Below are 16,738 nucleotides of genomic sequence, written 5' to 3'. Positions count from 1 at the left end.
ACGCGGACGGGCCCGCCCCACCGAAGTGGAGCGGGCCCGTGGAGCCGGTGCCGGCCGGGTCAGTTCTTCCAGCGCGGCTTGCGGTCGTCGCGGTTGAAGCCACCGGAGTTGAAGCCGCCGGAACGGCCGCCGCGGTCGTCGCGGTCACGGTTGAAGCCACCGGAGGCCTGCGGGCGGCCACCGGAGCGGTGGTCGTCGCGGCGGGAGAACGGACGGCTGCTGCCGCCGCGCTCGTCGCGGTCCCGGCCGAAGGACGGGCGGTCGCCGAAGGAGCGGGCCGGACGGTCGCCGAAGCCGCCGGAACGGCCGCCGCGGTCGTCGCGGTCACGGCCGAAGCCACCGCGGTCACGGTCGCCGAAGCCACCCGAACGGCCACCGCGGTCGTCACGGTCACGGCCGGAACGGCCGCCGCGGTCGTCGCGGTCACGGTTGAAGCCACCGCGGTCACGGTCGCCGAAGCCGCCGGAACGGCCACCGCGGTCGTCACGGTCACGGTTGAAGCCACCGCGGTCACGGTCGCCGAAGCCACCCGAACGGCCACCGCGGTCGTCACGGTCACGGCCGAAGCCACCGCGGTCACGGTCGCGGTCACGGCCGAAGCCGCCGGAACGGCCGCCGCGGTCGTCACGGTCGCGGTCGCGGTCGCGGGTGAACGCCGGGCGCTCGGTGCGGGCCTCGCGGTAGGACGGGGTGCGCTCCTCGACCACCGGCGCGGCGGTCTCGGCCGGGGCCTCGGCGGCCTCGCCCGCCTCGGCGTCGGCGGCCGGCGCGTCCTCGATGCCCAGCTCGGCCCGCTCGCGCGCGGCCCGCGCGGCCAGGCGGTCGGCCTCCTCGCGCAGCTCGGTGGCGCGGCGCTGTGCGCGCTCCAGCTGGCGGGTCATCTCGGCCAGCTCGCGCTCGGCGGCACCGGCGATGCCGGCGGCGCTCTCGGCCTGGACCTCGATCAGCGAGCGGGCGCCGGTGATCCGGGCGACCTCGGCGTCGAAGGCGTGGTCGAGGATGTGGCGCGAGGCGTCGACGCCCGCGTCCTCCATCAGACGGAAGACGCCGCGGCGCTGGTGCGGCAGCACCAGGGTGACGACGGTGCCGGAGCGGCCGGCACGGGCGGTGCGGCCGGAGCGGTGCAGGTAGTCCTTGTGGTCGCCGGCCGGGTCCACGTTGAGGACCAGGTCGATGCCGTCCACGTGGATGCCGCGGGCGGCGACGTCGGTGGCGACGACGACGTTGACGTAGCCGTCCTTGAAGTCGCCGAGGACGCGGGTGCGGGCGCCCTGGGTCATGCCGCCGTGCAGCGCGTCGGCCTTGACGCCGGCCTCGATCAGCTGCTCGGCGACGCGGTCGGCGCCCATCTGGGTGCGGACGAAGATGATCGTGCGGCCCTTGCGGGCGGCGATCGCGTTGGTGATCGGCGCCTTGTCCTTGGGCTTCACCACGAGGATGTGGTGGGTCATGGTGGTGACCGCGCCGGCCGACGGGTCGACCTCGTGGGTGACCGGGCTGTTCAGGTAGCGCTTGACCAGGGTGTCGATCTCGTTCTCCAGCGTGGCGGAGAACAGCAGGCGCTGGCCGCCGGCCGGCACCTGGTCGAGGATCTCGGTGACCTCGGGCAGGAAGCCCATGTCGGCCATCTGGTCGGCCTCGTCGAGGACGGCGACCTGGACGTCGTCGAGCTTGGCGGAGCCGCGGTTGATCAGGTCGCGCAGACGGCCGGGGGTGGCGACCAGGACGTCGACACCGCGCTCCAGCGCGTAGATCTGGTTGGACATCGAGGTACCGCCGCAGACGACCTTGAGGCGCAGGCCGAGCACCGAGCCGAACGGCTCCAGGGCGTCGGCGACCTGCATCGCCAGCTCGCGGGTCGGGACCAGGATCAGGCCGCGCGGGTGCTTGGCGCGGGTGCGCTCGCCGTCGGCGAGGCGGGTCAGCAGCGGCAGGCCGAAGCTCAGGGTCTTGCCGGAGCCGGTGCGGCCGCGGCCCAGGACGTCCTTGCCGGCCAGCGCGTCCGGGATGGTCGCGGCCTGGATCGGGAACGGGGTGGTCACGCCGCGCTTGGCGAGGGCCCGGACGACGTCGTCCGGCAGGCCCAGGTCGCCGAAGGTGACGGTGGGCTCGGCGGCCTCCTCGACCTCGGCCTCGTCGGCGGCGGCCTCGGTGATCTCGGCGGCCTCGGCGACGACCTCGGCGGCGTCGGCCTCGGTCAGCCGGGCGTCGGTCTCGGGAGTGGTGGCATCGGCGGCGGACTCGTTCGCGGGCATGGCGAAGCGGGCGTCGTCAATGAGAGACATCTAAAACCTTCCGGAAGTGGCACGCGCCAAAGTCCGGGGTTCTGTTTCACAACCGCCTCTATGCGGTCAGCCACGGATCGCCGGAACGCGCCAAGGGCGCCAGATGGGAATAGGGCGCCAGTCAAATGGATCAAACGAACGATCTACCACCATAGAGGAACCTCGGGATCGGAGGCAAATGCCCTGGCCAGATCGCTAGTGCCCACCCGGACCGGCGGTGGGCGCCGAAGATCCGGAGCTTCCGGCGGACGGTTCCGGGGTGCTCGGCACGGGCGGGGCGGAGGTGGTGTGCGCGGGTTCCGGGGTGCTCGACGGCCGCGCGGACGGGCTCGCCGCCGGTGTGGTGGCGGAGCCGCCGCCGGAACGCCCCTCGCCGGCGCCCGCGGTGCCGGCGGGGCCGGTGGCCCCGCCCGTCCCGGCCGGGCCGCCGGCCGCGCCGCCGCTGGACGACCCGGTGCCCGGACGAGGTGCGGTGCCAGCGCTCACGCCCCCGGCGGATCCGCTCGCTCCGGGCGCGGGCTCGCCCGTCACGGCGCCCGGGGCGGATCCCGCGCCCTCGACCGTCCCGTTCGCGTCGCTCGGACCGGCCGCGCCGTTCCCGCCGTCCGTGCCGCCGACGCCCGGCGGGGCCGCGCCCGGTGTCGGGGTCAGGCCCGCCGTCCGCGCGCCGTCGGCGGGTCCGCTCCCGGGCGCTCCGACCTCCCGGACGGGCCGCCCTGGTGGCCGCCGCTCGGCGCGGCCGTACCGCCGGCACCGCCCGCCCGGCCCGGCGTCCCGGCCTGCCCGACCGGCACCGTGCCGTGCTTCTCGTCCGCCGCACCGGGGCCCACCGACATGCACCCCGTCAGGCCCAACCCGGCCACCGCCAGCACCGCGGCCGCCCGCACCACGCCACTGCGCACCGGCGCGGTCCGCCGGACCGCCAACGCCCGCACCACCGCCGGACGGCCTTCCCGGGCGCCCACCTCGCGCACCGAACGCATCGAACGCACCGAACGCACCGAACGCATCGCCGCCACCGAGCCCCTCGCTCCACAGCCCCACCCGGCCGCCCATGCACACGGCCCACTCGTGGTGACCAACGCGCGTCCGGCCCGGCGGGACACGGCCGGCCCCGCAGGAAGCCCCGGACGCCGACCGCCCGGCGCAACGGCCGCGGTTCGAACCTCCCGCCCGGCCCGGCCGCGGGGCGGCTCCGCGGTGCGGCCGCCGCCCACCGGACCGCCGCTGCACACCGGACCGCCGCCGCCCACCGGACCGCCGGGCGCCCCGGGACCGCTCAGCCCCAGAGCACAGAGGCCAGCCCCGCCCCCGCGTAGACGGCCGCCAGCCCCACCGCGAGGCTCCCCAGCACATTGGCCAGCGCGTACCGCCCGGCGCCGCTCTCGGCCAGCCGCAGCGTCTCGTACGAGAAGGTCGAGTACGTGGTCAACGCCCCGCAGAACCCCGTGCCGACGAGGAGCTGGACGTCCGAGGACGCCGCGCCGGCCGCCGCCGCCCCGGTCAGCAGCCCGAGCACCAGACAGCCGGCCGCGTTCACGGCGAAGGTGCCCCACGGGAACACCGAATCGTGCCGGGACTGCACGGCACGGTCGGTCAGGTACCGCAGCGGCGCGCCGACCACCGCGCCCACCACCACGAGCAGCCAGTTCACTCCCCCGCCCCCCGCTCGTGCTCCGCGTCCCGTCCGCGTCCCGCCGGCCGGACCACCTCGCACCGGTCGAGCACCACCAGGCCGCCGGCCACCAGCCCGTCCAGCCGGGGCAGGAAGGCCCGCACCCGTTCCTCGGTGTCCACGACCACGACCGCCACCGGCAGGTCCTCGCTGAGGGAGAGCAGCCGGGCGGTGTGCACCAGCGAGGACGCCCCGAACCCCTCGATCCCCCGGAACACGCTCGCCCCGGCCAGCCCGGCGTCCCGCGCCCGGTGCACGATCTCGCTGTACAGCGGGCGGTGGTGCCACCGGTCGCCCTCGCCCACCAGCACGGTGAGCCGCAGGGCCGGCCCGCTCGGCTCCGGCCCGTTCGCCGCGGTCCCGTCCGATGCCGGTCCGCCCGACGCCGGCCCGTCCGACGCGGGCCCGTCCGACCGCCTGGTCATCCCGACGCCCCTTCCCCGCTCCGGGCCAGACGGCGGATCAGGCCGCGGGTCAGCCCGGCCGCCGCCCAGACCGCGGCCATCGCCGCCAGCAGCGTCAGCCCCAGGTAGGCCGCCGCCGCCCCGGGCCGCCCCTCGCCCAGCAACCGCCGGACGTCCACCTCGTAGGTGGAGAAGGTGGTGAACCCGCCCAGCACGCCGGTCCCGAAGAACGGCCGCAGCAGCGGGTGCGCGGGCCGTCCCTCGGTGACGGCCACCAGGAACACCCCGATCACCGCGCAGCCCACCACGTTCACCAGCAGCGTGGTCCACGGGAAGGCCGCCGGACCGGCCGGCCACAGCAGCCCGGCCCCGTAGCGGGCCGCGGCGCCGATCGCCCCGCCGAGCGCCACCGCGCCCACCGCCCGCCCCTGTCCGCGCAGCACCGGCGGCCGCACCGGCCGGACCGGCGCCGGCCCCGTCCGTTCCGCGCTCCCCACCGCACCGCCCGAGGTCGTCATAAGCCCATGAAACACCGGCGCCGACCGCCTGGCACACCGTCACCGCAGAGCCGACAATGATCCGGTGGAGATGACCCGGGAAGAGTTCGAGACGCTGGTCGGCGACGCCCTCGACCAGATTCCCCCGCAGCTCGCGGCCATGATGGACAACGTCGCGGTCTTCGTCGAGGACGAACCCGACGCCTCCGACCCGGAGCTCCTCGGCCTGTACGAGGGCACCCCGCTCACCGAGCGCGGCGAGTGGTACGCGGGCGTCCTGCCCGACCGGATCATCATCTACCTGGGCCCGACCCTCCGGCACTGCGACTCCCGCGAACAGGTGGTCGAGGAGGTCCGCACCACGGTGATCCACGAGGTCGCCCACCACTTCGGCTTCGACGACCACGAGCTCGACGAGCTCGGCTGGTCCTGACCCGGCCCGTCCCACGCCCCGCCACTCGGCCGGAACCCGTTTTGGCGTTCGGCTCGACATCCCATATGCTTCTCGACGTCCCCGAACGCTGGAAACAGCGGGACAGGCCGCAAGCCCTCATCGTCTAGTGGCCCAGGACGCCGCCCTTTCAAGGCGGTAGCACGGGTTCGAATCCCGTTGGGGGCACGCAGTACCGCAGTACCGTAGTAAAGTGCAGTGCCGCAAGACCTAGTGGAGAAACACCACACAAGGTCCCGTGGAGCAGTTGGTTAGCTCGCCACCCTGTCAAGGTGGAGGTCGCGGGTTCAAGTCCCGTCGGGATCGCTCGTCTCGCAAGAGGCGGTGTAGTACGGCCAGGTAGCTCAGTTGGTACGAGCGTCCGCCTGAAAAGCGGAAGGTCGCCGGTTCGACCCCGGCCCTGGCCACAAGCGCCTGAAAAGGCAAAAAGGCCCCGGAGAGATCACTCTCCGGGGCCTTCTGCATGCCGCGTACGCCAACCGGTACGCCAACGGCTCAGGAGAGCCGGTCGCTGAGCGACCCGAGGGCCTTCCGCTGCTCGTCCAGGGACGCGTGGGCGTAGATCTTCATGGTCACCCCGATGTCACTGTGGCCGGCGATCTGCCGGACGACGTGCGGCGGCACCCCGAGATCCAGCAGCAGGGTCACGCAGGTGTGGCGTAGATCATGAAAGCGGAGCGTGAGGCCGAGCCGATCCCGGATCGGGTACCAGCTCCGCCGGAGGTTGTCCGGTTCCATCGGCGTCCCGACCCTGCTGGTGAACACCAGGCCGGTCTCCGTCCACCGCTCCCCGGCGGCCACCCGCTCCTGCGCCTGCCGCTCCCGGTGGGCCCTCAGGGCCTCCAGGACGAGCGGCGGGAGCGGGAGCGTCCGCAGCGAGGACGACGTCTTGGTGGGGCCGAGCTGGAGCGCTCCACCGACCCGTTGAAGGTTGCTGGCGACGATCAGTGTCCCGCGGTCCAGGTCGATCGCTTCCCAGTGCAGACCCAACAGCTCCCCGCGCCGCATCCCCATGGTCAGAGCCAGCACGTACAGGGCATGGAGGCGGTCGACGCCGGCCGCCTTCAGCAGGAGCCGGGCCTGCGGGACCGAGAGGCCCTTCCCGGTCGTGTAGTCGGGCGCGGGGACCTGCACCAGCTTCGCCACGTTCCGGAGGACCAGCTCCTCCCGAACGGCGTTCTCCAACGCGTTCCTCAGGACCGCGTGTGCCTGCTGAACCGTGCGGTGGGACAGCTTGGTCTCGCAGCACTGCCCCGCCGCGCAGCACTCCGGCTCCGACCGAGCGGCGTCCCAGCCGTTCTTGCAGCACTGGCAGGCGGCGGCAAGGTGGGCAAGCCACACCCGGACCTCGGTGGCCCGCAGCGTCCTGAGCTTCTTCTTGCCGAGCCCGGGGATCAGGTGCACCCGGACGACGCTCTCGTACCCCTGGTAGGTCTTCGGGCGCCGGTTCACGCCCACGACCGCGGCCAGCCAGTACGTCAGGTACTCGGCCATCTTCACGTTCGTGTCGGGCGTCGGGATGCCCTGGTTGTCCTGGGCCTGAAGGGCAGTGATCTTCTCCCGTACGTCGTCACGCGTCTTGCCGTACACGGAGACACGCTTGATCAGGCCGGACGTGGTCGTCACGTAGACCCGCCCGTGAAAGAGGTCGCGTCCCTTCATTCGAGTGATGCTGCCTTCGCCGTTGGCACGCTTCGCCATCAGGCGGCCTCCTCCATCTTGGTGCGGACGTAGTCATGCAGGGCAGTGACGGGGATGCGGCGGGAGCCGCCTTCCTTGAAGCTGCCGAGCTTCTTCGTGCGAATGAGGTCGTAGACCTTGCTGCGGCTCAGCCGCAGGGCCTCCATGACCTCGGGGACTTGCAGGGCGACGGGCGGGATCGTGGTCATGCATGCTCCCTGGGGCGGTGGCGGGGGCTTCTCGCGGTGCGCGCTGTCCGAGGTGCGGATTTCTGCGTCATTGCGTCATCAGCGTCATTTGGGTCTCTGACCAGGGGTTTTGCCTGACGCAGCAGGCGGGGGCTGCGTCATGGGTGTGTCATGGGCTGCGTCATTGCGTGACGCAGGTGACGCAGGATGACGCAGCGGCCGTCGTCTGCGTCATGGCTGTCGTCGCAGGTCGGGGGCCGGTTTCCGCCCCGTATGACGCACGTGACGCAGCGTCTTCCTCCTTGGGACAAAGGAGGGGCTGTTCGTTGTAGTAGGCGCGCCTCACAGAGCGAATGAGGAGCCGCTGCGCGGCGCGACCTTTGGCGGCTTCGCCGAACAGCAAGAAGAGCACCCGGGCCGCCGGTGCTCTTCTTGCTTGTCCGGGCGGTCAGTGCAGCCGGGGCTGGTCGTGCGGGGGCGTGGGGGCGGGGCGGGCCATTTCGAGGTAGCGGCCCTCGTGGGTGCGGCCGGTGTCGATGAGGACGCCCCGGGCCGCAAGGGTGGGCTGGAGGCGCTTGAGGCGGTCGGAGAGGACCTTGCCGGTGGTCGGCCAGCCCTTGGGAACGGCCCGCGGGTCGTCGCCGCTGTAGAGGCGGCCGAGGCACTGCAGCCACTCGGTGGAGGTCATGCGCTGTGCGGTGCCGGGCTCGATGGTCTCGGCGTGCTTGAGGACGGTCTGCGCCAACAGGTCGCCCTCGATGACGTCGTCGTTCAGGTCGTCCAGGCTGGCCCGGTAGGCGGCCAGTGCCCTCCAGCCGGTTGCCGCGTCGAGCTGCGCGCACAGGTGGGCGAAGTCCGCCATCCGCAGGTCGGTCGGGGTTTCCGCCTCGGCCGCGCGGACCTTGACCGTGAGGTCGAGCAGCGACCCCAGGACGACGGGCAGCACGTCCGCGTACTCGGCCCACAGCTCCGCTTCGGTGCGGCGGACGCGGGGGCGCTCCAGCCGCAGGGGCAGGAGTCGTTCGGCGAGGTCGGGGCGGATGACGCCGACGTCGATGCCGGTCAGGAGCAGGGGGCGGCGGTAGGCGGAGCGGTGGACGTCGCCGTCGGTGAACAGGGCGCGCTTGACGCTCTCGGCGCCGGTCACGATGCAGCACATGGCATCCGACAGGTCGGGGGTCATGTGGCTCAGGTTGTCCAGGGCGGTGACCCAGCCGGCCGCCACGGCGGCGATCAGGTTCTCTTCGTCCTTCGGTGCCCGGCGCAGGTCACCGCTCATGCCCTCGATGATCCGCACCAGCATCCGGCCGCCGGTGGACTTGCCGGCGCCCTGCGGCCCGGTGAGGAACGGGGCCGGGACGGGCACGGACGGCCCGAGGCACCCGATCAGCCAGGCGATGGCCAGGCACTCGGCCTGCGCGTTGGCGAAGTTGCACAGCCGCAGCAGCAGGTCGATGCCTTTGCCGTCGGTGTCCTTGGCCGGCACCGGGAGTTCGCCGGTGAGCTGGGTGCGCCGCCAACAGACCTCCCGCGGGTCCGGGGTGGCGATGTCCCAGCCGGTGGGGTGGATGCGCACGGACAGGCCGTCGGCGCGGCCCAGGTCCAGCCACGTCGCCCCGTCGAACCCGGGGGCGACGCGGATGTGGACGGGCTGCACGTCCTCGGACAGGGCGAGCGCTTCGATCAAGTCCAGTGCCTCCTTGAGTGCGGTCCCGTTGAACACGCCGACCCCGTCCTTGTAGAGGCCGACCATGAGTTCCTGGCGGTGGCTGCCGGTGGTGCCCTGGGAGCGGATCGGACGGGCCACGGGGTGGCCGGTGCGCTGCGCGTACACGGTCCCGTCGGCGGTGCGGAAGTAGCGGAAGTGCACCTGGGCGTAGTCGGCGATGATCTCGCGCGCCGGGGTCTTCTCGTCCTCGGCCACGGCTACAGCCCCAACCTGCTCAGGGCGTTGGCCCACGCGTCGGCGCAGTGCCGGGGCGATTCGCCCTTGGCCTGCGCGGCGGTGAACAGCCGCGCGGTGTGCGCCTCGGTCAGACACCCGCACCGCCCGTGCGTGGACAGCACCGCGAGGAACGCCCCGAACACCGTGTTGTGCACCCCGCTGGCCGCCTCGGCGATGCGCTGCTCGGCCATGGCGATGCCGCGCTCCAGGAAGACCGGGCTGCGGTGGGGGCACTTCCCGCCCCCGGCCGGCGCGGGCACCGTGACGGCCGCCGGCCGGACCGCAGCGGGCTCCCTCACCACCAGGGCGCGGACGACGTCCGGCAAGGCGGTGAGGGTGCCGGTGCCGGGGCCGAGCCACCGCGCGTAGGCCATCGTGGACTTGACGTCCACGCCCGGCCGCACCGCGTTCGCGGACTGCATGGCGCCCCGGTACAGCCAGTGCTCGCCCCGGGTGGTGGCGACGGTCCGGGTCGCCGGTAGGGCCATGCGGGCCCACGCGATGGCGTCCGCGTTGTCGAGGTCCACGACGGTCAGGCCCGCGCCGCCGGGGTGGTAGCCGACGGAGGCCGCCTCCCGCCACGCGTGCGCCCACGCGGGCGAGCTGATGACGTCGGGGTCGGTGGTGGCGGCGGCCCAGCCGTGGCACGGCTTCGGGCAGGTGCAGGGGCCCGGGGTCTTCATGTTCGGCCGGCCGCCACACGCGTTGTCGGCGCAGTGCCGGCAGTTGCCGAACGGCACCTTCCCGGCCCGCAACGGCAGCACGGGCACGCCGGAGGCCGCCAGGGAGAGAGCGGTGGGCAGGTGCTCGCCCCGGTTGGTCGGTTGGGTCATGCTGGTGGTTCTCCTCATCTCGGTAGAGCAGGGGGAGGAACCGGAGCGGCCGGAAGATCCTGGCAGGGAGTGGCCGGCCGCTCCGGGCGGAGTCAGCTCTCGTCGGGGGCGCCATACTTGGCGTCCCAGCGGTCGAAGGCGTCCTGCTGGATGCGGTCGGCCTTGTTCTCCAGTCGCTTGGTGGACTTGCCGCGGCTTTCGGCGCGGGTGATGCGTACGCCGAGCAGGAAGAGGCGGGCGGCGTCGCCGATGTTGTCGGCGCCCATCTGGCGGGGGTCGAGGTAGGTGCGCTTGGTCATGTGGCCCTCCCGGGGCAACTGGGTGGGATCGGGCTGTCCGTCCCTGGCACCGCCCGCGCCCCGCCTGGTGTCGGGGGGCGGGCGGAACCGGGGTCGGCACAGACCGGCTAGGCGGCGCGCCGGGTGGTGGGGAAGGGCAGGACGGTGGCGAGGCGGGTGGGCTGCTCGGCCGTGGGGGTGGGGGCGCCTTCGCCGCCGTCGGGCGGGGCCGTCTGCTGCTGGGCGGCGCGGGCGGCGGCGGACTCGGCCAGGACCTGCCGGACGGCGGCGGAGTCGGCTTTGGCGCCCCGCCAGGTCAGGGCGAGGGCTGCGGTGCCGGCCAGGCCGGGGCCGAACAGGACGGCGGCGGTGATGGCGTCGGTGGTGGCGCTCACGGGGTTCCTCCGGTGCGGGCGGCGGTGGCGAGCAGGTCGATCAGGCCGGTGCCGAGCGCGGCGGCGCGCTGCTCGATCGCGGCCCAGGACTCGGGGTCGATGTGCATGAGGGCGGCCAGTGCGGCCGGGCCGTGGCCGTTGGCGGCGGCGGTGAGCGCGTCGCGCAGGTGCACGGCGGCCAGCGGCCGGATGACGGCCGGGGCGGGGGCGTTCACGGGATGGCTCTCCCTTCATCTCTGGTTGCGGAGAGTGATGGTGGGTGGGTGGGGAGGGAGGAGGGCTCCGGGTCGCGATGCGGGTTTCCGGGCCCTTGGCGGGGGTGCGGGGGTTGCCTCCCTGCCTCCCTGAAGCGCCTATCTGGGCTGATCAGGGGCAGGGTTGGGGTTCAGGGAGGCGGAGAGGGAGAACTCCCTGCCTCCCTCCGGCCTCCCTCTAGTCGTTTGGTTACGCTCCGGCGTCTTCGGCGCGGAGCTGGAGCGCGGATTCGACCTTGGAGCGGGAGACGACCTGCACGCCGTCGGACTTGTAGGGCGCGGCGCCGGCGGCCTCCAGGACCGTCTTGAGGTCGCTGAAGGTCCACTCCCGGTACTCGCCCGGGTCCCGGGCGGCGAGGCCGGCCAGGACCTCTTGGGTGCGCATGCGCTTCTCGTCGCCGAGGACGGCGGCGATGTCGGCGAGCGGGTCGACGGTCTCGGGGCGCTCGACCGCGGACAGGGTGGTGACGCCGGTGCGGCGGGCCTTGGCGCGGTCGGCGATCTCGGCGGCGTGCTCGCCGGAGATGAAGTGGGTGCGGATGGTGGTGGACGACTGTCCGGGGGCGAGCTTGACGCCGTCGCCGGCGACGACGACGGTGCCCTTGTCGAGGCCCTGGCGGAGCTTGTGCGGGGCGGCGCCGCCGTCGACGGCCTTGTCACCGAGGGCCATGCGGGCCTGTTCCTCGGTGCCGAGGACGAGCGAGGCCCGGATGTGGGCACCTTCGCGGACCAGCTTGGGCAGGTTCTCGTTGGTGGGGTCCTGGGTGCCCTGCCAAAGGGTCACGTTCACCGCGCGGCCCTGGTTGTGGAGCTTGCGGGCGGCCATGAAGTACCGGGACGTGGCTTTCGTCCCGCCGTAGGGGCGCTTGTCCTCGCCGACCGCCGGGCACATGAACGCGACCTGCGCTTCGTCGACGAGCAGCACGATCGGGTGGAACCGGTGGTCGGTGCGGGCCATCTCGCGGGTGACGCCGTCGGTCGCGCCGGACTGCTCCAGCAGCTCGATGCGGCGTTCCATCTCCGCGACGCCGGCTTCCAGCATCTCGGTCGCGTCAATCACGTGCTGGTCGGTGGGGCCCTGGATGAGGACGGTGGCCAGGCCGTCGAACATGCGCCAGTCACCCACGCCCTTGAGGTCGGCGATGCGGAACTCCACCGACGTGTCCAGGGCCAGCCACAGCGCCAGGGCACGGAGCGCTGCGGTCTTGCCCTGGTTGGACAGGCCGGTGATCAGCAGGTGGCGCTGCAGCAGGGACAGCGCGGCGGCGTCGCCGCGCAGGTCCTGGCCCCAGGGGGCGCGGCCAGTGTAGAGGTCGGCCGGGGTGTCGGGGTCGGTGACCAGCGGGGACGGGCCGATCGGCTCGTCCAACGCGCCCGAGTCGGCGATCCACAGGCGCACGGTGCGGGCGGCCTGCGGGATGGTGATGAACACCTCGTGCTCGTGCCGGGACAGGTTCTCGGCGAGCTTGCGGCGCCGCTTCTGCACCTCCTCCGTCGACACCCCAGACGGCAGGGTGACGTCCACCTCGACGCCGCAGCCGGCGATGCGGATCGGGCCGAGCATCCCCGCCCCGGCGTCGCCCATCTCCCGGATCGCGTTCCGCAGCGGGGCGATGCCCAGATCCCGCAGCGACGTGACCACCACCGAGGGGGTGATCGGCGCGCCGACCGTGGCCGTGGCGGCGGCCGGCAGCGTCCACGCGGGGGCGGCCTGCCGGTGCCGGCCGACCGACCACAAGGCCAGCAAGCCGAGCCAGGGGCCGAGCACGGTCAGCGGGCCCCACACGATGCCGATGAACACCGCCACCCACCGGATCAGGTCGATCACGGTCATGGTCGGCACGACGAGCTGGGCGATGTCCTTCTCCGCGATGGCCAGGATCACACCGAGCAGCAGCAGCGCTCCCTGCGCGGTGCCCACGGCGAACGCCGCGGACTTGGCGACCTGCTGAGGTGCCTTCAGCAGGTCCATGCGGCGCTGGTGGCGGGCCGCACGGAACGCCGCGGCCCGGACCTCCCACTCCATCGCCACCTCGTGCTGACCCGCCGCCTCCGCGGTGCGCATCATGCGCTCGTAGCGGGCCAAGGTGCGGCCGTCCCACGCACGCCGGGCGGCGATGCCGGCCCCGGCGACGACGTAGGCGCCGTGCCGGACCACCAGACGGGCAGCGGTGCGGGTCCGGTCATCGGTAAGCACCACCCGCACCGAGCGGCCCCCGCGCACCCACACCGGCGGACGCCCCGGCATGGCCGCCGGGTTAGGCAGGACGACACCCTCGACCGGCACGGGCGCCGCCGGGACAGCGGGCGGCGGGGCGTCCGTCGGGATGGTGCGGGCAGCGCGGGCCTTGTCGAGGTCCACCACCACGCCCCCGCCAGGGTCGGGCTCGGTGCTGCGGTCGGTGCTGTGCGGCTGGTTCACTGGGTGTTCCTTCCTCACTGCGTTGTGGTGCGGAGAAGGGGCCCGGGACGGCCGGCGTGCTTGGCGGCTTAGGCGGCCGCCCCGGGGCGAAATCAGCCCTGCGCGGTCTGCGCGTCGGCGTGCTTGAGCTGCGACGGGTGGAAGACCAGCCCGCCGCACAGGGCGTTCAGGAACCCGGAGCCGATCTGGTCGACCAGCAGCGTGCCGTCCGACTGGACGTAGAAGACGCGTCCGGTCTGCCCGAAGTCCCGGTCGCTCCGGTCGATCACGGTGACGCGGTCGTTGACGTTGAACACGGTCATGGCGAAGGCCTTCCTCGGCGTGTGGTGGCGTGGGTGGGTGTCAGGGGCGGCGCAGGGAGCGGCAGGTGGCGCCGTGGCGCTCGGCCTGGTCGGCGGCCTGCTGGCGGGTCATGGGGTAGCTGGTGGCGAGGCAGCCCTCACACCTCCAGTGGGAGGTGAGAAGGCCGGTGATGACCTGGACAGTGCCCTTGACGGGGTAGCGGTGCACGGGCGGGCGCTGGTACATGCCGATCTCTCCTTCAGGCGTTGGTTCAGGCGGAGGCGATGAGGGCGGCGCAGGTCTCGGCGGCGTGGTGCCAGGCCTGGTCGAGGGCGTAGGCGCCGTTCATGCCGTAGTCGGTGAGGCGGACGAAGTTGCCCTTGCCGGTGGCGTCGGCCAGGCGGCGCAGGGGCTCGCGGCGGTCGGCGATGTAGTGGGTGGCGGCGGACAGGGCGAGTGCGGTGGCGACCGGTCCGGGGCGCAGCCGGATGCCGAGCAGGCGGCTACCGGCGATGAGCGCGGCGGCCTGGGTGGCGGTGTAGGTGGCGACGTGGGCGGCGCAGGCACGGCGGCCGGCCGCGCTGGACTGCCCCTGGTTGTGGTCGTGCTGGCCCTTGGTGGAGGCCTGGTGGTCGGTCTGGATCCAGTGGTCCGCCACGTCGGCGGCGGCGCGGAACAGGGCGTAGGCGGCGGCGAAGCGGGCAGCGCGGACGCTGTTCACGAAGACTCCAAAGGTCTTGTCGTGCACGGAAGTTGGGGGGATCTCAGGCGGCGAGCGGCACGCTGTCGGCGCAGGGCAGGCAGGTGCCCAGGTGCGCGGGCAGGACGTAGCCGGCATCGATGCCGCAGGCCGGGCAGGTGCGGCGGGCGGCATTGGCCTTTGCCAGGGCGGCGGCCCTGGCCTCCGTCATGGGGCGGACGGGCTTGGCCAGGGCGAGCCGGTAGAGGTAGGCGGCCCGCACGCCGTTGGTGCGGCGGGAGCGCCAGAGGATCTGTGCGGCCACGGGCTGACCACCCGGGCGCAGGCCGCGGGTACGGAGCTGGCGGCGGGTGAACAGCCCGGCGGGGGCCATCCGCCACGGGTAGGTGGGGGTGCCGCCGTGGCGGCGTCCCTCCGGGTCCCAGAAGCGCGGGAGTCCCACGGCTACTGGCCGGGGAAGTCGGCGACGGCGAACAGCTCCACCGGCACGTTCTCGTACTCGCCCCCGGCGCGCAGGCACGCGCCGTGCGGGCAACTGCTGTAGTCGATCCAGGACGGGTCGAGGTCGAGCGCGTGGCGCCACTGCTCGAACCGGCCGAGCGAGTCGCGGACGATCAGGCACACCCCCCAGTCCGGTTCACCGGTCTCGCTCTCGTACTCGCACACCTCGAACTGGTCGGGCTGGGTGATGTCCCCGTGCTCGGCAAGCAGCATCAGCAGCACGGACGCGGCGTCGCCGCGGGTGGCCAGAGAGGTCACGACAGCTCCTCCTCACCCGCGGGCACGCTGTAGAAGCCGACCAGCTCGACCGGGACGCCGTAGCACTCCTCGGTCACGGTCAGCCAGGCCAGGGTGCCGCGGCGCTTGTGGTCGACACCGGCGGGGTCGAGGTCGAGGGCGGCACGCCACTGCTCGAACTGGTCGAGTCCGTCGTGCAGCGCGATGCGCAGGCCCCACATCCAGGACCGCCCGGGGGCACGCATCTCCTCCAGCCCGATCGTCGGCGTGGGCAGGTCGAAGTGGGCGGTAAGGATGGCCATCAGGGCGCCGGCCGCGTTGATCTGCGTGCCGGGGGTGGCGGTGGTGGTCACGATGCCTGCTCCTCGGGGGAGTCGGTGGTCTCGGGGGTCGCGTCGGTCTCGGTTTCGGCCGTGGTGGTGTCGGCGTCCGGGGTGGGGTCGGGCACGGCGTGCAGCGCGGGCCGCTCCGGCTCGACGGCGGCCGTGTGGGTGGCGCGCTCGGCGGCCAGCGCGTCGCGCAGGGTGCGGGCGTTGGCGGCGGACGTGCGGACCGCGGTGCGGATGCGGTCGGCGGTCAGCTCCGCGTCCGACCAGTCGGCCGTGGTCGACCGCGCCGCGTCCAGCAGTTCCTCCGCCGTGCGCTTCGGTCGGGTCGTGCGGGCCGCCACCGGCACCGCGCCGGTCGCCCGCCGCGGCCGGGCCGCCGCGGGTGCGGTCGGCTTCCGGGTCGGCGGGGCCGGGGAAGCCTCGGTGGCCGGTGCGGTCGGCTCGGCCACCGGAGTGGTCGGGGCCGGGACGGGGGCGGGGTCGGCCGACTCGTACACCGACCCGTTCGGTTCGGCCGGGGCGGGTTCGGGCAGGTCAGACCCCGACCGATTCGCCCCACTCTGCACCGATTCGGCGGTCTCTGGCTTGTGGTGCAGGACCTTGGCGACCAGGTCCGACCCGAAGTAGATCGACCCGACCGGAAGGCTGCTCGCGAGCAGGACCAGGGCCCAGTGCGCGGGCGCCCACTCCGCCAACCGCATCCGACTACCGGTGTGCAGAGTCGGCACCAGGCCGTGCACATAGTTGAGGACCAGCGAAGCGGCGGTGTAGCCGACCAGGACCCGCAGAGCGAACCGCCGGTCGTCGCCGATGAGGACGAGTACGGCGATCAGGGCGAGAGCCATGAGGCCGTCGACCACCAGCGGGTAGACCGTGGCGGCGGTCGGGTCGGCCCCGACGGCGGTCGCCACGTCCTTCAGCGCGTTCCAGGAGACGCGGAACGCCATGCCGACGACGGCCAGCAGGGCCGCCACCATCCAGAACTTTCCGGCCCGGGTCACGCCGCGATCCCCGGGCGGTACCGGCGGCGGGCGGCCTGCGGGCGGTGCAGCGGGACCGGGACGGACCGCAGCAGCTCCGCGGCCACCTCCGCCGACTCCGGGTCGCTCTCCCACAGCTCCGCCAGCACCTCCCGGGCCACATCGGTCCGGGCCGCGTACTCCGCCTCGCTCTCGCCGGCCACGCCGCCGAACAGCGCGTCGAACGGCTCGTTGTCGACGCCGAGCGCCAGCTCAGCGAACTCCACGGCCGAAACGGCCCGTTGACCTGCAACAATCGACTTCACGGGTTCACCTCTGGGTAGATGGGCGTGAGCCCGCAGGGCCGCCACGCTTTCCTTGGCCGGGGGCGTGGCGGCCCGACTCATGCGGGCCCAGCTACTC

22 protein-coding genes and 3 tRNA genes are annotated in these 16,738 nt (G+C 73.4%); 4 read left to right on the top strand and 21 right to left on the bottom strand.

What is annotated here, in order from left to right; translation table 11 throughout:
* Positions 1–59 precede the first annotated feature (59 nt).
* The 5 genes from MCM47_RS11355 to crcB (MCM47_RS11335) form a co-directional block, all read right to left on the bottom strand.
* On the bottom strand, positions 60–2,285 hold the full coding sequence (locus MCM47_RS11355) for a DEAD/DEAH box helicase (protein WP_238860977.1): 2,226 nt from the start codon (positions 2,283–2,285) through the stop codon (positions 60–62).
* A gap of 647 nt (positions 2,286–2,932) precedes the next feature.
* Positions 2,933–3,277 carry a hypothetical protein gene (locus MCM47_RS11350; RefSeq protein ID WP_238860975.1) on the bottom strand — a complete coding sequence of 115 codons (345 nt, stop codon included), beginning with the start codon at positions 3,275–3,277 and terminating at the stop codon, positions 2,933–2,935.
* A 287-nt stretch (positions 3,278–3,564) separates the two neighbouring features.
* A complete protein-coding gene (crcB, locus tag MCM47_RS11345; RefSeq protein ID WP_238860973.1) occupies positions 3,565–3,939 on the bottom strand; it encodes a fluoride efflux transporter CrcB in 375 nt (124 codons plus the stop codon).
* The gene (locus MCM47_RS11340) at positions 3,936–4,385 is read right to left on the bottom strand and encodes a DUF190 domain-containing protein (RefSeq protein WP_238860971.1); all 450 of its coding nucleotides are present in this window, start codon (positions 4,383–4,385) and stop codon (positions 3,936–3,938) included. Before MCM47_RS11340 ends, crcB (MCM47_RS11345) begins: the two co-directional genes overlap by 4 nt.
* A complete protein-coding gene (gene crcB, locus MCM47_RS11335; RefSeq protein ID WP_238860969.1) occupies positions 4,382–4,882 on the bottom strand; it encodes a fluoride efflux transporter CrcB in 501 nt (166 codons plus the stop codon). The genes MCM47_RS11340 and crcB (MCM47_RS11335) overlap by 4 nt, the downstream gene beginning before the upstream one ends.
* 70 nt (positions 4,883–4,952) lie before the next feature.
* Between crcB (MCM47_RS11335) and MCM47_RS11330 the strand changes: the two genes are divergently transcribed.
* From MCM47_RS11330 to MCM47_RS11315, 4 genes are all read left to right on the top strand, one after another.
* A complete protein-coding gene (locus MCM47_RS11330; RefSeq protein ID WP_238861427.1) occupies positions 4,953–5,294 on the top strand; it encodes a metallopeptidase family protein in 342 nt (113 codons plus the stop codon).
* 113 nt (positions 5,295–5,407) lie between these two features.
* A tRNA-Glu gene (locus MCM47_RS11325) sits at positions 5,408–5,480 on the top strand.
* 64 nt (positions 5,481–5,544) lie between these two features.
* Positions 5,545–5,618 (top strand) — tRNA-Asp (locus MCM47_RS11320).
* Between the two features lie 27 nt (positions 5,619–5,645).
* Positions 5,646–5,719: transfer RNA gene (locus MCM47_RS11315), tRNA-Phe, on the top strand.
* An 88-nt stretch (positions 5,720–5,807) separates the two neighbouring features.
* Here MCM47_RS11315 and MCM47_RS11310 read toward each other — a convergent pair.
* From MCM47_RS11310 to MCM47_RS11235, 16 genes are all read right to left on the bottom strand, one after another.
* The gene (locus tag MCM47_RS11310) at positions 5,808–7,013 is read right to left on the bottom strand and encodes a site-specific integrase (protein WP_238860967.1); all 1,206 of its coding nucleotides are present in this window, start codon (positions 7,011–7,013) and stop codon (positions 5,808–5,810) included.
* Positions 7,013–7,201: a helix-turn-helix domain-containing protein gene (locus MCM47_RS11305; RefSeq protein WP_238860965.1), complete on the bottom strand. Its 189-nt coding sequence runs from the start codon at positions 7,199–7,201 to the stop codon at positions 7,013–7,015. The genes MCM47_RS11310 and MCM47_RS11305 overlap by 1 nt, the downstream gene beginning before the upstream one ends.
* A gap of 427 nt (positions 7,202–7,628) precedes the next feature.
* The gene (locus tag MCM47_RS11300) at positions 7,629–9,104 is read right to left on the bottom strand and encodes an ATP-binding protein (protein ID WP_238860963.1); all 1,476 of its coding nucleotides are present in this window, start codon (positions 9,102–9,104) and stop codon (positions 7,629–7,631) included.
* Between the two features lie 2 nt (positions 9,105–9,106).
* Entirely contained in the window at positions 9,107–9,958 is an 852-nt protein-coding gene (locus MCM47_RS11295) for a bifunctional DNA primase/polymerase (RefSeq protein WP_238860961.1), read from the bottom strand.
* A gap of 92 nt (positions 9,959–10,050) precedes the next feature.
* Complete coding sequence (locus MCM47_RS11290) at positions 10,051–10,257, bottom strand: hypothetical protein (protein ID WP_238860959.1); 207 nt, start codon at positions 10,255–10,257, stop codon at positions 10,051–10,053.
* Between the two features lie 107 nt (positions 10,258–10,364).
* On the bottom strand, positions 10,365–10,631 hold the full coding sequence (locus MCM47_RS11285; protein ID WP_238860957.1) for a hypothetical protein: 267 nt from the start codon (positions 10,629–10,631) through the stop codon (positions 10,365–10,367).
* The gene (locus tag MCM47_RS11280; protein ID WP_238860955.1) at positions 10,628–10,846 is read right to left on the bottom strand and encodes a hypothetical protein; all 219 of its coding nucleotides are present in this window, start codon (positions 10,844–10,846) and stop codon (positions 10,628–10,630) included. Before MCM47_RS11280 ends, MCM47_RS11285 begins: the two co-directional genes overlap by 4 nt.
* 229 nt (positions 10,847–11,075) lie before the next feature.
* A complete protein-coding gene (locus tag MCM47_RS11275) occupies positions 11,076–13,133 on the bottom strand; it encodes an FtsK/SpoIIIE domain-containing protein (protein ID WP_238861425.1) in 2,058 nt (685 codons plus the stop codon).
* A gap of 266 nt (positions 13,134–13,399) precedes the next feature.
* Positions 13,400–13,609, bottom strand: a complete 210-nt coding sequence (locus MCM47_RS11270; protein ID WP_238860953.1) for a hypothetical protein — start codon at positions 13,607–13,609, stop codon at positions 13,400–13,402.
* Positions 13,610–13,649: 40 nt separating this feature from the next.
* Positions 13,650–13,835 carry a hypothetical protein gene (locus MCM47_RS11265; RefSeq protein ID WP_238860951.1) on the bottom strand — a complete coding sequence of 62 codons (186 nt, stop codon included), beginning with the start codon at positions 13,833–13,835 and terminating at the stop codon, positions 13,650–13,652.
* 25 nt (positions 13,836–13,860) lie between these two features.
* Positions 13,861–14,310 carry a hypothetical protein gene (locus MCM47_RS11260; protein WP_238860949.1) on the bottom strand — a complete coding sequence of 150 codons (450 nt, stop codon included), beginning with the start codon at positions 14,308–14,310 and terminating at the stop codon, positions 13,861–13,863.
* Between the two features lie 43 nt (positions 14,311–14,353).
* Entirely contained in the window at positions 14,354–14,662 is a 309-nt protein-coding gene (locus MCM47_RS11255; protein ID WP_255752090.1) for an RRQRL motif-containing zinc-binding protein, read from the bottom strand.
* Between the two features lie 71 nt (positions 14,663–14,733).
* Positions 14,734–15,048, bottom strand: a complete 315-nt coding sequence (locus MCM47_RS11250; RefSeq protein WP_238860946.1) for a hypothetical protein — start codon at positions 15,046–15,048, stop codon at positions 14,734–14,736.
* The gene (locus MCM47_RS11245) at positions 15,045–15,380 is read right to left on the bottom strand and encodes a hypothetical protein (RefSeq protein WP_238860943.1); all 336 of its coding nucleotides are present in this window, start codon (positions 15,378–15,380) and stop codon (positions 15,045–15,047) included. The genes MCM47_RS11250 and MCM47_RS11245 overlap by 4 nt, the downstream gene beginning before the upstream one ends.
* Complete coding sequence (locus MCM47_RS11240) at positions 15,377–16,357, bottom strand: DUF2637 domain-containing protein (RefSeq protein WP_238860941.1); 981 nt, start codon at positions 16,355–16,357, stop codon at positions 15,377–15,379. The genes MCM47_RS11245 and MCM47_RS11240 overlap by 4 nt, the downstream gene beginning before the upstream one ends.
* Positions 16,354–16,602 carry a hypothetical protein gene (locus MCM47_RS11235; protein WP_238860940.1) on the bottom strand — a complete coding sequence of 83 codons (249 nt, stop codon included), beginning with the start codon at positions 16,600–16,602 and terminating at the stop codon, positions 16,354–16,356. Before MCM47_RS11235 ends, MCM47_RS11240 begins: the two co-directional genes overlap by 4 nt.
* Between the last annotated feature and the right edge of the window lie 136 nt (positions 16,603–16,738).

It is taken from the genome of Kitasatospora sp. A2-31, from assembly GCF_022288725.1.
Taxonomy (GTDB): Bacteria; Actinomycetota; Actinomycetes; order Streptomycetales; family Streptomycetaceae; genus Kitasatospora.
Note: the sequence above shows the minus strand (reverse complement) of the source record. Positions and strands in the feature narration are given on the sequence as shown.